This is a genomic window from Maribacter sedimenticola (assembly GCF_900188415.1).
Classification (GTDB): Bacteria; Bacteroidota; Bacteroidia; order Flavobacteriales; family Flavobacteriaceae; genus Maribacter; species Maribacter sedimenticola.
This window is the reverse complement of the sequence record NZ_FZNV01000001.1, coordinates 1,161,147-1,174,971: the sequence shown is the minus strand read 5'-3', so window position 1 is coordinate 1,174,971 and position 13,825 is coordinate 1,161,147. Positions and strand designations below refer to the sequence as shown.

General features: G+C 36.9%; 15 protein-coding genes. 6 read left to right on the top strand and 9 right to left on the bottom strand.

Features of this window, described 5'->3' with window-relative positions; genetic code table 11:
* Positions 1-29: 29 nt before the first annotated feature.
* Together CHB68_RS04900 and CHB68_RS04895 are read left to right on the top strand one after the other, a co-directional pair.
* Positions 30-593, top strand: coding sequence for a thioredoxin family protein (locus tag CHB68_RS04900; RefSeq protein ID WP_089259696.1), 564 nt, complete (start codon positions 30-32; stop codon positions 591-593).
* 14 nt (positions 594-607) lie between these two features.
* Positions 608-1,132: a GNAT family N-acetyltransferase gene (locus CHB68_RS04895; RefSeq protein WP_089259695.1), complete on the top strand. Its 525-nt coding sequence runs from the start codon at positions 608-610 to the stop codon at positions 1,130-1,132.
* On the opposite strand, the gene CHB68_RS04890 is transcribed toward CHB68_RS04895, so the two are convergent.
* Complete coding sequence (locus CHB68_RS04890; protein WP_089259694.1) at positions 1,129-1,671, bottom strand: YfiT family bacillithiol transferase; 543 nt, start codon at positions 1,669-1,671, stop codon at positions 1,129-1,131. The genes CHB68_RS04895 and CHB68_RS04890 overlap by 4 nt on opposite strands.
* A gap of 106 nt (positions 1,672-1,777) precedes the next feature.
* Here CHB68_RS04890 and CHB68_RS04885 point away from each other — a divergent pair, with 106 nt between their 5' ends.
* On the top strand, positions 1,778-2,416 hold the full coding sequence (locus tag CHB68_RS04885) for a peroxiredoxin (RefSeq protein WP_089259693.1): 639 nt from the start codon (positions 1,778-1,780) through the stop codon (positions 2,414-2,416).
* A gap of 129 nt (positions 2,417-2,545) precedes the next feature.
* Positions 2,546-2,740, top strand: a complete 195-nt coding sequence (locus CHB68_RS04880) for a cold-shock protein (RefSeq protein ID WP_027064347.1) — start codon at positions 2,546-2,548, stop codon at positions 2,738-2,740.
* Positions 2,741-3,078: 338 nt separating this feature from the next.
* On the opposite strand, the gene CHB68_RS04875 is transcribed toward CHB68_RS04880, so the two are convergent.
* Positions 3,079-4,011, bottom strand: coding sequence for a peptidylprolyl isomerase (locus CHB68_RS04875; protein ID WP_089259692.1), 933 nt, complete (start codon positions 4,009-4,011; stop codon positions 3,079-3,081).
* A 192-nt stretch (positions 4,012-4,203) separates the two neighbouring features.
* Between CHB68_RS04875 and CHB68_RS04870 the strand changes: the two genes are divergently transcribed.
* Positions 4,204-5,346: an acyltransferase family protein gene (locus tag CHB68_RS04870; protein ID WP_089259691.1), complete on the top strand. Its 1,143-nt coding sequence runs from the start codon at positions 4,204-4,206 to the stop codon at positions 5,344-5,346.
* A 48-nt stretch (positions 5,347-5,394) separates the two neighbouring features.
* Here the strand turns inward: CHB68_RS04870 and CHB68_RS04865 are convergent, their stop codons facing one another.
* Positions 5,395-6,801 (bottom strand): M20/M25/M40 family metallo-hydrolase, encoded by a 1,407-nt coding sequence (locus CHB68_RS04865; protein ID WP_089259690.1) that lies wholly within the window; start codon positions 6,799-6,801, stop codon positions 5,395-5,397.
* The gene (locus tag CHB68_RS04860) at positions 6,773-7,654 is read right to left on the bottom strand and encodes a PPK2 family polyphosphate kinase (RefSeq protein WP_089259689.1); all 882 of its coding nucleotides are present in this window, start codon (positions 7,652-7,654) and stop codon (positions 6,773-6,775) included. The genes CHB68_RS04865 and CHB68_RS04860 overlap by 29 nt, the downstream gene beginning before the upstream one ends.
* A 176-nt stretch (positions 7,655-7,830) precedes the next feature.
* Between CHB68_RS04860 and CHB68_RS04855 the strand changes: the two genes are divergently transcribed.
* The gene (locus CHB68_RS04855; RefSeq protein ID WP_089259688.1) at positions 7,831-8,538 is read left to right on the top strand and encodes a hypothetical protein; all 708 of its coding nucleotides are present in this window, start codon (positions 7,831-7,833) and stop codon (positions 8,536-8,538) included.
* A 2-nt stretch (positions 8,539-8,540) separates the two neighbouring features.
* Here CHB68_RS04855 and CHB68_RS04850 read toward each other — a convergent pair whose 3' ends face one another.
* The 5 genes from CHB68_RS04850 to CHB68_RS04830 are packed head-to-tail and all read right to left on the bottom strand — an operon-like array spanning position 8,541 to position 13,782.
* Positions 8,541-9,704, bottom strand: coding sequence for a sigma-54-dependent transcriptional regulator (locus CHB68_RS04850; protein ID WP_089259687.1), 1,164 nt, complete (start codon positions 9,702-9,704; stop codon positions 8,541-8,543).
* A gap of 12 nt (positions 9,705-9,716) precedes the next feature.
* The gene (locus CHB68_RS04845; RefSeq protein ID WP_089259686.1) at positions 9,717-10,616 is read right to left on the bottom strand and encodes a DUF6268 family outer membrane beta-barrel protein; all 900 of its coding nucleotides are present in this window, start codon (positions 10,614-10,616) and stop codon (positions 9,717-9,719) included.
* Positions 10,609-11,529: a mechanosensitive ion channel family protein gene (locus CHB68_RS04840; RefSeq protein ID WP_245838804.1), complete on the bottom strand. Its 921-nt coding sequence runs from the start codon at positions 11,527-11,529 to the stop codon at positions 10,609-10,611. The genes CHB68_RS04845 and CHB68_RS04840 overlap by 8 nt, the downstream gene beginning before the upstream one ends.
* Positions 11,511-12,851, bottom strand: a complete 1,341-nt coding sequence (locus tag CHB68_RS04835) for an ABC transporter permease (RefSeq protein ID WP_089259794.1) — start codon at positions 12,849-12,851, stop codon at positions 11,511-11,513. Before CHB68_RS04835 ends, CHB68_RS04840 begins: the two co-directional genes overlap by 19 nt.
* Positions 12,844-13,782: an ABC transporter ATP-binding protein gene (locus tag CHB68_RS04830; RefSeq protein WP_089259684.1), complete on the bottom strand. Its 939-nt coding sequence runs from the start codon at positions 13,780-13,782 to the stop codon at positions 12,844-12,846. Before CHB68_RS04830 ends, CHB68_RS04835 begins: the two co-directional genes overlap by 8 nt.
* Positions 13,783-13,825: the final 43 nt, after the last annotated feature.

The window sequence follows — 13,825 nt, the reverse complement described above, 5'->3', positions numbered from 1 at the left end:
TAACTTAGTACGATTAAATTTTAGTTTGTATGGCAAGAACAGAGAGTAACATGTTGGCTTTGGGAACCATAGCACCAGAATTTAGCTTATTGGATACCGTAAGCCAAAAAACCATGAACCTTCATACATTGACCGGTCCAGAGGGTACGGTAATTATGTTTATATGCAATCATTGCCCTTTTGTAATTCATGTGAACCCGGAAATAACTAAAATGGCAAAGGACTATCAAGAAAAGGGTATTGCATTTATTGCCATTTCTAGCAATGATATAGAGAAATATCCTGAAGACGCCCCTAATTATATGAGAATAAAGGCAAAAGCCGAAAACTATACGTTCCCCTATTTATATGACGAAGATCAGTCCGTTGCCAAAGAATATGATGCCGCCTGTACTCCAGATTTTTATCTTTTTGACAAAGGATTAAAGTTGGTATACCGTGGTCAACTAGATGGTTCCAGACCGGGTAATGATATACCGTTAACCGGAATGGACCTAAGGAGTGCAATGGACAATTTATTATCCGGTAAAGAGATTGATCCTAATCAAAAACCGAGTATAGGTTGCGGCATTAAATGGAAATCTGAAATCTAGTTTACGAGTAGACTATGGGCAACCTACATTTTCAGCCACTTACACCGTCCCTATATGATGATTATATTAAAGTAGGTACATTGGCCTACAATCAACATTATAAACATCTTTGGCCCAACGGAGATACCTACACGTATATTAAAAACAGCTTTACCGCAGAAGTATTATATAATGAGGAAAAAGACAAGAACACCAAATTGTTTTTAATAGTGAAACATACCCTGCCAATTGGTATTTTAAAACTTACAAATAATAAAAACTTTGCTCACTATAAGACTACCGAGACCCTTTTTTTGGATAAAATATATATTACCCAAGAATATACCTGTCAAGGCATAGGAAAGGCGGCTTTACAATTTGTAGAAGCAATGGCCAAAACCAAATCAAAAAAAATCATCTTTTTGGAAGCCATGCAAAAAGGTAAGGCATTAAATTTCTATTTAGCTCAGGATTTTATGATCGTAGGAACTACCAAAGTACCTTTTGATATTGTTATAGAAGAAGAAAAACCAATGTATGTATTATCAAAGGAAATTTAATCTATCCACTTTTTCCTATCTATTAGGTTTTTGATATGTGCATAGTGGTGATTGCTATGCCAAGCATATTTTCCTAAATTCTCAGCGACGGAAACATTCATGTTCCCATCTGGATGAATATAACTTTTCTGATAATCCAAAGAAGAAATATGGGTCAACATATACACCAGTTTAGCGTGCATAGCGGTTAAATAGTTCAATGAAAGGGCTATAGGCGCACTTTTGGCATCAGTTAAATTACTCCAATCCTTTTCTTCATAGGCCTTGATCAGTGGTCTGTTTTCTGTTAATGCCCACTTAAACCGGGTGTAACTATGATGATGGCTATCCGCAAGATGATGAATTACCTGTCTAACCGTCCAGCCGCCGTCTCGGTAAGGAGTATCCAATTGTTGCTCGTTTAAATCCTTGACCAGTTCATGCAATTTTTTTGGTAAATTATCCAACACGGAAATCCACCTATCAATATCTTCCTTGGATATTTCTTTTGGACACTCAAAATGCCCTATAGGATACTTTAATTTTTCTAACTCTTCCATTAGCTAAATGTAAAAAATTTTAATAGACTTTTAACCAAAAATCTAAAGTGCCCCCTTAATAATCTAGTAACTTTATAGGATAAAACATTATTTAAAAAAAAGTACAATGGCAACAATACGATTAGGGGACAAAGCACCCGATTTTACAGCAGATAGTTCAATGGGAACCATTAATCTTTATGACTATTTAGGAGATAGTTGGGGGATATTATTTTCTCACCCGGCAGATTTTACCCCGGTTTGCACCACTGAATTGGGAACGGCATCTAAATTCAAGGATGAGTTTGACAAGCGTAATGTTAAAATGTTGGCGCTTAGTGTAGATGGTGCGGCTTCCCATGCAGAATGGATAAAGGATATTAATGAAGTACAAAATACGGTCGTTAATTTTCCGATCATAGCAGATGAAGACAAAAAGGTTTCTGACCTGTATGATATGATCCACCCAAATGCGGACAATAATTTGACCGTACGCTCAGTATTTATTATGGCTCCTGACAAAACGGTAAAACTTACCTTGACCTATCCTGCTTCTACAGGAAGAAATTTTTATGAGCTTTTAAGAGTGATTGATTCCTTGCAACTTACTGCATATCATAAAGTTGCAACACCGGCCAATTGGGAAAACGGTAAAGATGTTGTAGTGAGTCCTGCAATTTCAACTGCAGATGCAAAGGAATTATTTTCCAAAGGACTAACGGAAGTTAAACCATATCTAAGGATGACTCCAGATCCTACCGCTTAAGCTCAAAAAACGGTTCATAGTCAATTAGTTAAGCACATTTGTTTAACCTTAAGATAACGTGTAAGAATATTACTTATTAAATAATTAAATACTATATTTGCCCTTTAATTAATATTTAATTTTTCTATTATGAGTAAAGGAACAGTAAAATTCTTCAATGATTCCAAAGGTTACGGATTTATCACTGAAGATGGTTCAAACGAAGATCATTTTGTACACATTTCTGGCTTAATCGATGAAGTTCGAGAAGGTGATGTTGTGGAATTTGAACTACAACAAGGTAAAAAAGGATTAAACGCCGTTAATGTGAAGGTAATTGACTAGGTAACGATTTAACTTTTTTATAGTATGAAACCCGATTCTATGGAATCGGGTTTTTTTATTAAAAAAAAATACTTTTTTACGCAACCATTACTTGCCTTACGCATCTACCAATAAACAACCGTAGTTCCCCAACCTTAAATAATTAACTATGAATATATTTTTAACCGTACTATTGGTATTATTGATTGTCAACGTAGCATTGATCTTAGGAAGTTTTGCTACTAGAAAAAAGTAAAGCCTATTCCTTTTTTATTGCGCATTCTTTACTAGAAAACTACACATAAAAAAACACCTATATCATAAGACATAGGTGTTGATTATATTAGATGTATTTAAGCTTATCCTACTTTCATCAATTCAACGTCAAAAATCAAAGTAGCATTCGGTGGAATTACCCCACCTGCACCAGCAGCACCATAAGCCAGATCAGATGGTATAACAAAACGTGCTTTATCACCAACTTGCAATAAGGCAATACCTTCATCCCATCCCGGTATAACTTGACCAATTCCCAACTGAAAATCAATGGGAGAATTACGTTTGTACGAAGAGTCAAAAACCTGTCCGTTCAATAGGGAACCTTCATAATGTACGGAAACCTGTTTCCCTTTTTCCGCTTTTGCCCCATCTCCTTTTTGAATCATTTTATAACGTAATCCAGAAGCTGTAGAATCAAAACCGGCAGAAACTTTATCAAGTTCAGCTTTTTGCTTTGCCTTTTCCGCTGCCAAACGTGCCTCACCTTCAGCATTGAAGTCTTTGAACGCTTTTAACGCATCCCATCTTTCGGCTTCTTCCCCAATCCTTACAATTTCCAAAGAATCTATCTTATCATCTTGAGCAATGGCATCCACTACTTCCTGACCGCTGGCTACAGCTCCAAATACGGTATGTTTATTATCTAACCAAGGGGTTGGCCCATGTGTAATAAAAAACTGGCTTCCATTTGTGCCGGGGCCAGAATTTGCCATGGACAATACACCTGGGGCGTCATGTTTAAGGTCCGGGTGAAATTCATCATCGAACTTATAACCGGCATCTCCCGTACCACGACCTAAAGGACATCCACCCTGTATCATAAAATCTGGGATTACCCTATGAAATTTTAAACCATTATAAAATGGTTCGCCTTCGCTTTTTGCGCTATTTTCCATTTTACCTTCAGCCAAAGCCACAAAATTACCCACTGTTCCAGGAGTCTTTTCATGTGTTAATTTTACTAATATCTCGCCTTTGCTCGTATTGAACTTGGCATAAATTCCATCTTCCATTATACTGATTTTTAATATCGGGCAAAGGTAAAGAAATTTTACCGTTCGTGAATTTGAGCTGAACAAAACCCAATTATAATATCCTATTAAAAAGAAGATGAACCAATTTATTTAAACTTCTGTCGAGAAGAATAAATTATTGTTCAAAATATAGCGTTGTTTGTTTTCTTATACAAAACGCATCATTTTAGTATGGCTGTAAAACAACGTATTTACCAAATTGATTTATTACGATTTGTTGCCGCAGTTGGCATAATGTTAGTGCATTATTTATATAGGGGATTTAAAGCGGACAACCTAACGAATTTGAGCTTTCTGGAACTTGCAGGGGAATGGGTAAAGTATTGTGCCGTGTTCATTGACCTATTTTTCATAATAAGTGGTTTTGTTATTGCATTATCGGTCGCCAACAAATCGGTTACCTATTTTTTTAAATCTCGCGTAGTACGCCTGTTTTCTGTATACTGGCTTTGTGCCTTAATTACTTATCTGGTCACCGTATTTTATGGAGCCCCAAGGTTTACGGCAACATTTGGACAATTTCTTTTCAATTTAACCCTTTTACAGGATTTCTTCGATATAGAACGCCTAGACGGGGCGTATTGGACCATGTCCGTAGAATTAAGGTTCTATGCACTGGCACTTGGATATCTAATTCTTTACAGGTATAAACAAGTGAAAATTGCAACAATTGCCTATATATGGTTAGGGTTAACCGTTATTTATCCACTAGTACAGAACTTATTGGTTTTTAAGGTACTTAACCTCTTTCTTATGTTTCAATGGTCGCCTGCATTCATTGCCGGTATGTTGATGGCGGATATCTACAAAACCAAGAAAGTAAATCTCAAGAATGGCATTGCCCTTGCCGTATGTTTTGTGTTATCCTGTTTTCACCGATTGATATATGCCAAAATGGCTATGGTCATTTATAACGAAACGTTCTCTGAAGCTTTAATAGTTGCTGTAATGTTCGGTGCTTATGGTATTATGTTATTAGTCATCCTAGGAGGTTTAAAATGGATGAACAAACCTTACTTTTTATATTTGGGCATAATGACCTATCCGTTATACTTATTGCACCAACGTATAGGGTATATCATCTTTAATAACCTTATGGATTACATGAACAAGTATGTGATATTGGTAGGCACCATAACCTTAATGATTACCGTATCTTTTTTGATCGTAAGATATATAGCTGGGCCTTTGTCCAATTTCATGGAAAAGTATCTTGGAAAGGTAATTGATTATGTATTGGGCATTAAATGGAAATCTGACTCTTTACCAAAATCGGAAATTGAAAATATTCCGGGTAAACTTTCCGATAAATAAGTTGGATTTCTTATACAACTTAAGGTACTGACAACTTTGCTCTAAATTTTAGTCTATACCATATTTATCTACCAAATATATTAAACTTGTCATGGTAGCGGCACCCAATTGTAGTTCTCGTTTGTTCACTTGTTCAAAGGTGTCATTTTCTGCATGGTGATAATCAAAGTAACGCTGTGAATCTGGCCGTAGACCTGCCAAGACTATCTTCTCGTTCGTTATTTTTTTTAGCGGTCCAATATCGGCACCTCCGAAACCTTTTTCAAAATAGTGAACAAGGTAAGGTTTAAACAAGGTCTTCCAAGCCTCTATGTGTTGAACCGCATTGTCCGATCCATCAATTGTAAATCCTCTAGGTGTAAAACCACCAGAATCACTTTCAAGTGCAAAAATATGATGCTCCTTGCCTGTACTTGCCCATTCCGCATATTTGTTACCACCCCGTAATCCGTTTTCTTCGTTCATAAAAAGAACGACCCTGATTGTTCGTTTTGGCTTATATCCGGTTTTCTTAAAAAGATTAAGTACTTCCATACTTTGAACGCACCCAGCACCATCATCATGGGAACCGTCTCCCAGATCCCAAGAATCTAAATGTCCGCCTACTACAATAACTTCATTAGGTAATGTACTGCCGGTTATTTCCCCTATAACGTTATACGACTCAACGTCTTGAAACTGTTTACAATTTTGTTTGAAATAAAAATTAATGTCCGGATTTAATTTTAACGATGTACTTAATAGCTCCGCACCATTGGTACTGATGGCCGCTGCTGGAATTCTTTCATTTACCGGTTGGTCACCATACCCCATTGAACCGGTATGGGGAAAATCATCTAAACGCAAATTCATAGAACGGACAATTACCCCTACTGCCCCATACTTGGAAGCTTCCATGGCCCCTGCGTAACGTTGATCCACACAATTGGAATAAGCATCAAAAGTATTAACGGAGGTAGGATCCATAGGTTTATTGAAAAACACGATTTTGCCCTCTATACCTTTTTTACCAAGCTGTTCCAAACCTTCAATACCGGTTACTTCAACTATTTTGGCCTTTAATCCTTTTGGTGGTGTGGCCACAGACCCTCCAAGAGCACATATGGCAACATTGGTGGTCATACCGGGAGTGGTTTCGTAATATGCGAATTCAGGGGTACCCCTAACCCATTTTGGGACCATTACAGGCTGCAGCCATACATTGTCCAGCCCAAGGGAATCTAATTGCGACTTGGTATAATCAACTGCCTGTTGGGCCTGCACAGACCCGGATAACCTGCCACCTATTTGATTGGAAATGTAATTCAACCAGTTGTAACCGGTTCCATTGATCAAAGCCGTATCATAAAAAGCCTTAATTTGTTCCTGATCGCTTTGCTGTGCATTGGAACTACCTGCATAAATAAAAACCAATAAACAGAAAAGCTTAACCCTCACGTTGTAGTTGTTCTTCATAGGAATCTAAATTAGCCATAATTTTGTCGCTTAACATAGGCTCCTTGATATCTTTATATTTTTTTAACGATTTTAATAGGATAGACGCTACAATTACCCTTGCCGCCTTTTTATTATCTGCGGGTATGGAAAACCAGGGAGCATGCTCTTTTGTAGTTCTTGAAATAGCCTCCTCGTAACATTTTTGATAAACGGACCACAACTTTCTTTCCTTTAGGTCTCCCGGAGAAAATTTCCAATGCTTATCCTTAACGGCAAGCCTGCGCAATAATCGTTGACGTTGTTCTTCTTTGGATAGATTTAAAAAGAACTTATAGATCAATGTTCCGTTCTCCGCCAAGTGCCGTTCAAAATCATTGATTTGTTCAAATCTTTTGTCCCAGAATTTCTGGTCAATGTCCTCCACGGAGTGAATGCCCGGTATATGTTCGTTTAAGATATATTCCGGATGAACCCTAGTCACCAAAACATTTTCATAATGCGTTCTATTAAAGACCCCAAATTTACCCTTAGCGGGCAAGGCTATATAATGTCTCCAAAGATAATTATGGCTCAATTCCAATTCCGTAGGCACTTTAAAACTATGCACCTCTACTCCACTGACATTAAAGTCCTTAAAAACTTCACGGATCAAACTATCCTTTCCGGCAGTATCCATGCCTTGTAGACATACCAAAATGCTATACTTGTCATGGGCGTAAATGGTGTCCTGAAATTCACCTAACTCCCTTCGTATAACAGCCAGTTCTTTTTTTAGTTCTTTATCCGTTTTACCAAAATCTTCAAAAGTTGGGGCCTTCGCCAACTTAAAATCGGCATTGGCCCTATATGTATCTATTGTTATTTTATCCATACCGAAATATAAAGTTTAAATCTCATAGATACCAAATCTTATTGCACATGACTTTGTACAGAGGATCCGTTAATCGTATTACATGGGTATTGTATCGAAAATAATAGAAATTAGCCACCACAATTTTTAAATTTAAAGTTGTAAAGTCCCAAATTTTACAATCCTAAAACCTACCAATGAAGAAATATGCCTATATATTCTGCACCTCCTGCATACTATTACTGTCTTCCTTTAGCTCAAATTTAGATTGCGAGTATGCAAATTCCAACATGGCTTTTGCCAAAGCACGTATTGTTGAAGCCTTACAAACCGAGGATATAAACAAAGCTAGATTCTATTCCTATAAGGCCCTTAATGTACTTGAGAAATCTAAAATGCAATTGGATCAATGTGGATGCACCCTTGCAAGGGAAAAAATGGAAGAAAATCTAGAGAATTTAATAGCCGCCACAAAATCTACCACATTAATCGGTACACAAAATTTCTTAAAAAAATCTTTATCAATTACGGAAGACACCATGGTCGTACTTGCTGAACATAATACCCATAACAGCATTTATACAAATGATCTTTTGGCCATGAATACTAATGTAAAACCAACGGAACACAAAATTCCTACGGTAGTAAAGGAGCCCTCAAGCCTAACCGAAAAGATTGATCAGTCTCTGGAAAAATATAGAACATCGTTGAATAAAGTTGTGGAAACCGTTGATTGTAAGGAAGCTTATGTTTTTGCCAAAAGAATATTTGACGAGTGCGAACAACAGCTTTTAAAAACAGATTTGTCCTATGGTAGTAAATACTATAATTTAAGGACAAAAGAAATTACCCAACAAGCATTGAACAAATTGGGTAATTGTGCTAAAATTGTAGAGAGTAAATAATCTTACTTACTGGCAAATAGTTTTACATCATCCTCTGACACATTTTGTCCACCAAGGATAATTAAGCGTTCCACTACATTTCTAAGTTCTCTTATATTTCCAGTCCAATCATAGGCTTTTAAAAGTTTGACCGCCCCGTCTGAAAATGTTTTGGTTGCCATACCCTGTTCTTCACAGATTTTCTTTGAAAAGTGTTCGATCAGCAAAGGAATATCGTCCCTTCTATCATTTAAACTTGGAACTTGTATCAAGATAACCGCTAATCTATGGTAAAGATCCTCCCTAAAATTACCTTCTTCTATTTCCTTTTTTAAGTCTTTGTTGGTAGCTGCAATGACCCGAACATCCACTTTAATATCCTTATCCGTACCAACCCTAGAGATTTTACTTTCCTGTAAGGCCCTTAAAACTTTTGCTTGGGCAGAAAGGCTCATATCCCCTATTTCGTCCAAAAATATTGTTCCCTTGTTAGCGGCTTCAAACTTACCCGCACGATCCTTTACAGCAGAGGTGAACGCCCCTTTAACATGACCAAAAAGCTCACTTTCAATAAGTTCTGACGGAATGGCCGCACAATTTACCTCTATAAACGCCGCGCTACTTCTTCCACTTTTTTCATGGATCCAATGGGCCACCAGCTCTTTACCCGTTCCGTTAGACCCGGTAATCAATACCCGGGCATCTGTAGGGGCAACTTTCTCTATCATACCCTTGATCGTACTGATTTCATTACTCTCCCCGATCATTTCATAATTCTTGCTGACCTTTTTCTTTAATTTTTTATTTTCTACCACCAATACCTTTCTATCCAAAGCATTTCTTACCGTAGTCAACAACCTATTTAGATCTGGCGGTTTGGATATGTAATCAAACGCTCCTAAACGCATGGTATTTACAGCAGTGTCAAGATCACCATGACCAGAAATCATAATAAACGGAATCTCAGGTTTTATCTTTCTGGCTGCTTCAAGTACCTCAACACCATCCATCTTGGGCATTTTTATATCACATAGCACCAAATCATAATCATTGCTCTTAATCGTTTCTATTCCTTTGAGGCCATCCTCCGCTTCTTCAACGGAATAGGCATCGTTTTCTTCACTAAGGATTTTTACCAATACCCTTCTAATTGCCGCTTCATCTTCAATTACCAAAATTTTTGACATACTGTTATTTTTTTAAATTCCAATTCTAAAGCCAGTTCTAAAATAAAGTCCCGCTTCATCATTTAATGTAAATATATCATTCCTTTCCTGATCACGTAATACCCCGTTCTGAAATAAGGAATGACCTCCTATAAGGTAAACGGACATATCTTTCGTTATCTTATATTGATATCCTAGGGTCAATAATAATGCCGTAGATGATACATCTGTTGACAAATTATTTCCTGGAAGCAAAATATTGTTCTGAATGTTTACATAATACCCGTCCAAAAAAAGCTCGGTCTGAAAAAAGTGTCCCTTTTTAGTAAAATACTTCATCCCGGATTTTGGTGCTCCCAATACATAGGACCAATTTTTATGAAATCGTTTTTCAAAGTATAAAAAGGGTAAGGGTACATCTATAGGCGAAGTTCCATTATAGGAAAGGCCCATTACCAGTATATAAGGCTTCTCTACATCCTTGATGTTTTTATACGCCCCGGCCGTTACGTTGACATTAAAATCCTCTTGTTGTAATTCTTCCACAAAATTAGAGGACCATCTTGGTGTAACCACACCCACCAAACGCCAATTTTCACTAAGCTTATACATATAGGCCAAATTGACATCCACAACATGAAATTTATTGATATCATCCGCATTAGGGAATAAATTGTCCGGAACTTCAAAATTGTACCGATTATATTCCGCCCCCAGAACGACATAATCTTTCTTGTCACGAACTGCCAAAGGTACGTTCAGCACCAGTTTAATACGTGAAGTTTCTACATTGGCACTATTGTCCGGCATCAACATATACTCTATTCTAAAAACATCTGGTGTTTGGCCAAACGTATAGAATGTAAAAAACATGGTAATGGAAAAAAATAATCTTGCCAAGAGCTTGTTACAAGCATTTATCCTGCTACTCATTCCGTAAAGTGCCTTGTTGATAAATATGGACATCCCTTTGGGGAAAAGGTATCGTTACCTTATGCTTTCTAAATTCGGCATCAATTTTATACCTTAATTCACTTTTAATACGCGGTACCGAAAAACTATCGGTGATATAAAAATTAAGAACAAAGATCAATGCAGAATCACCAAAATCTTCAAAAATCACAAAAGGCTTGGGACTCTTTAACACATTTCGATGCGATTTTATGACCTCTAGCAATAGCCGTGTTACCAACTCTACATCACTTCCGTATGCGACACCTATTTGTATAGATTCTCTGGTAGTTTTATGATTTTGGGTATAGTTGTAGACAATATCACTTATAAACTTATGGTTAGGAATAATAATGACCTTGTCATCCCTGGTTACTGCCCTTGTAGTCCTTAATTTTATTTCAAAAACCTTACCTACCTTATTATCTATTTCTATAATATCACCCACTCTGAGCGATTTATCAACGATAATGAAAATTCCTCCGATAATATCCTGAAAAATTTCCTGTAAAGCCAAACCTAGACCTACGAACAATGCAGCGGATGCAGTAATCAATATGGTAATATTAATACCTGCGGCGCTCATGGTGAATAAGATGACCACAACATATACCAAGTACTTAATGAACTTAAAAATACTGATGAACTTAAGCTTGTCATCAGTTTCCATATTCCTGGTAAAAAATCTTCTTATACCCTGCAATACGGTACTTGTAAGTAAAAAGGCAATGGTTAACAAAAGTAGAAGTCCGACCGTAATATGTATGGATTTTTCCCCTTCGCCAAATTGATAACCAAGGTCAAGAAATTTCTTTATGGTACCCCAGACATCATCTTCAATGATATCCTTTATTTTTTCGGTACCTTCTTGTATCATTAAGAATATTTGAGCCATTTGAACAAATCTTTATAACTAGGCTTTTTGCCGTACATAAGGATACCAACCCTATATATTTTAGCTGCAACCCACACTATACCAATAAATGTAGCTATTAATATTAAGATAGAACTAATCAATTGCCAAACAGGCACGCCGCCTTCACCAATACCCCATGGCAAACGCATGAGCATTACAATTGGGGAGGTCAACGGAAAAAGGGAAAAGGCTACCGCAATTGGACCGTTAGGATTGCTAAATACGGAAAAGAAACCTACGTAAATAGCCAGCATTAACGGCAAAATTACCGGGAATATAAATTGTTGGGTATCCGTTTCATTATCTACTGCTGCCCCTATAGCCGCATAAATAGAACTGTATATTAAATATCCCAGTACAAAATAGATGATAAAGAAAATCAACATGGCCAAGATAGGAATCTCAAAAATTTCCTGGGCATATAGTTGAATATTTTGGGTAACGCTATCTACATCCATACCGGTACCATTGCCCATGGTCTGTGGCATACCCCCTTTTGTCAAGGCAGAAGGATCAATGTCAAAAATAGCCAAACCAATGAACAACAAAATTACACCGGAAACGATCCAAATACCAAATTGGGTAATACCCGCCAACGAGGTTCCAATAATTTTACCCATCATTAGATGAAAAGGCTTTACGGATGATATAATGACTTCAATAATACGGCTGGTCTTTTCTTCTATGACACTACGCATTACAAATCCTCCATAGATAATGATGAACATCATTATTAAATAACCGAATGCGCCACCTATTACCGCTTTAATCTCATTGATTCCCTTAATATTCTGCAGCCCATCAAACGTCTCTATGTTAAGGTTATAGCTACGATCCATTTCTGCATATTCTTTTGGGGAGAGACCCAGTTCTCTTAAACGCTCCTGTCGTAATCTACTGGTGATCACATTTTCCAATTTTTCTAGTACCGATGCGCTTGGCGCATCCTTGCTATAAAAAAATGCACGTTGCGCCACACGCTCCAAATTGGGTTCTTCCGGTAAATATACCAATCCATAATATCCCAAACTTAGCGTAGAATCTTTTGCCTGAGCCAAAGAAATATCCCTAAAATTAACGTAGGAAGTAGCTTCAGTGGCTACAAATTCATTAGCAAAATACCCACTTTCGTTCAAGACCGCAATTATTCTTTTCTCATTGTCGTTCAACTGGGTTAAATAAGTAATCAACAAAATCATGCCCACCATTAAAATTGGGCTTAAAAATGTCATGATTACGAAAGACTTGTTCCTAACCTTTGCCAAATACTCTCTTTTAATTATCAGCGGCAATTTATTCATGGGATAAATTTCTTTTTTGGATGGTCTGAATAAATATATCATTAGCCGATGGAATGGTTTCTACAAAACCATTTACATTGGCCTTTTGACCTAAATAATTTAAAATTTCCCTAGAATCATTAGAGGGTAATTGAACGGAAATATTCAATTGGCTCTCTTTACTGTCATATTCATGGGTCAAGACTTTATATTTTTGTTGTAGGTCCTCTAACAAACCATTGGCACCCGTGCTCTCCAATCCTATCCTAAAAATATTGTTCTTATAGGCTTTTTTGATTTCTGACAATTTACCATCCAGAATTTTTTCTGATTTATGAATCAATGCTATATACTCGCACAACTCTTCCACAGATTCCATACGGTGTGTAGAAAATATTATGGAGGTCCCATTTTCCTTTAATGCCAAAATTTGTTCTTTGATTATATTGGCATTGATAGGGTCAAATCCGCTAAATGGTTCATCAAATATTAATAATTTAGGTTCATGGAGAACAGTTACAACAAATTGTATTTTTTGGGCCATACCTTTGGATAGCTCCTGTATCTTTTTATTCCACCAATCACCAATTTCCAATTTTTCAAACCAGAATTTCAATCGTTTTTTTGCTTCAGCCTTGGACAAACCTTTTAACTGTGCAAGATATAGGGCTTGCTCCCCAACTTTCATGCTCTTATATAGACCTCTTTCCTCTGGCAAATATCCTATTTGTGCAATATGTTCCGGTTTTAAAGGTTCCCCATCAAAAAATACCGACCCTTGATCAGGATAGGTTATTTGATTAATGATACGTATTAGGGTAGTCTTACCGGCACCGTTAGGGCCAAGCAATCCATAAATACTGTTTTTTGGAATATCTAGGGAAACGTCTTTTAAAGCTAAATGGTCACCATAGCGTTTTGTGACATTAGTAGCTACCAAAATGTTGTTCATGTAAGCAATTTGTTCAAAGATATTGAATTGTTTTGACTAGCTA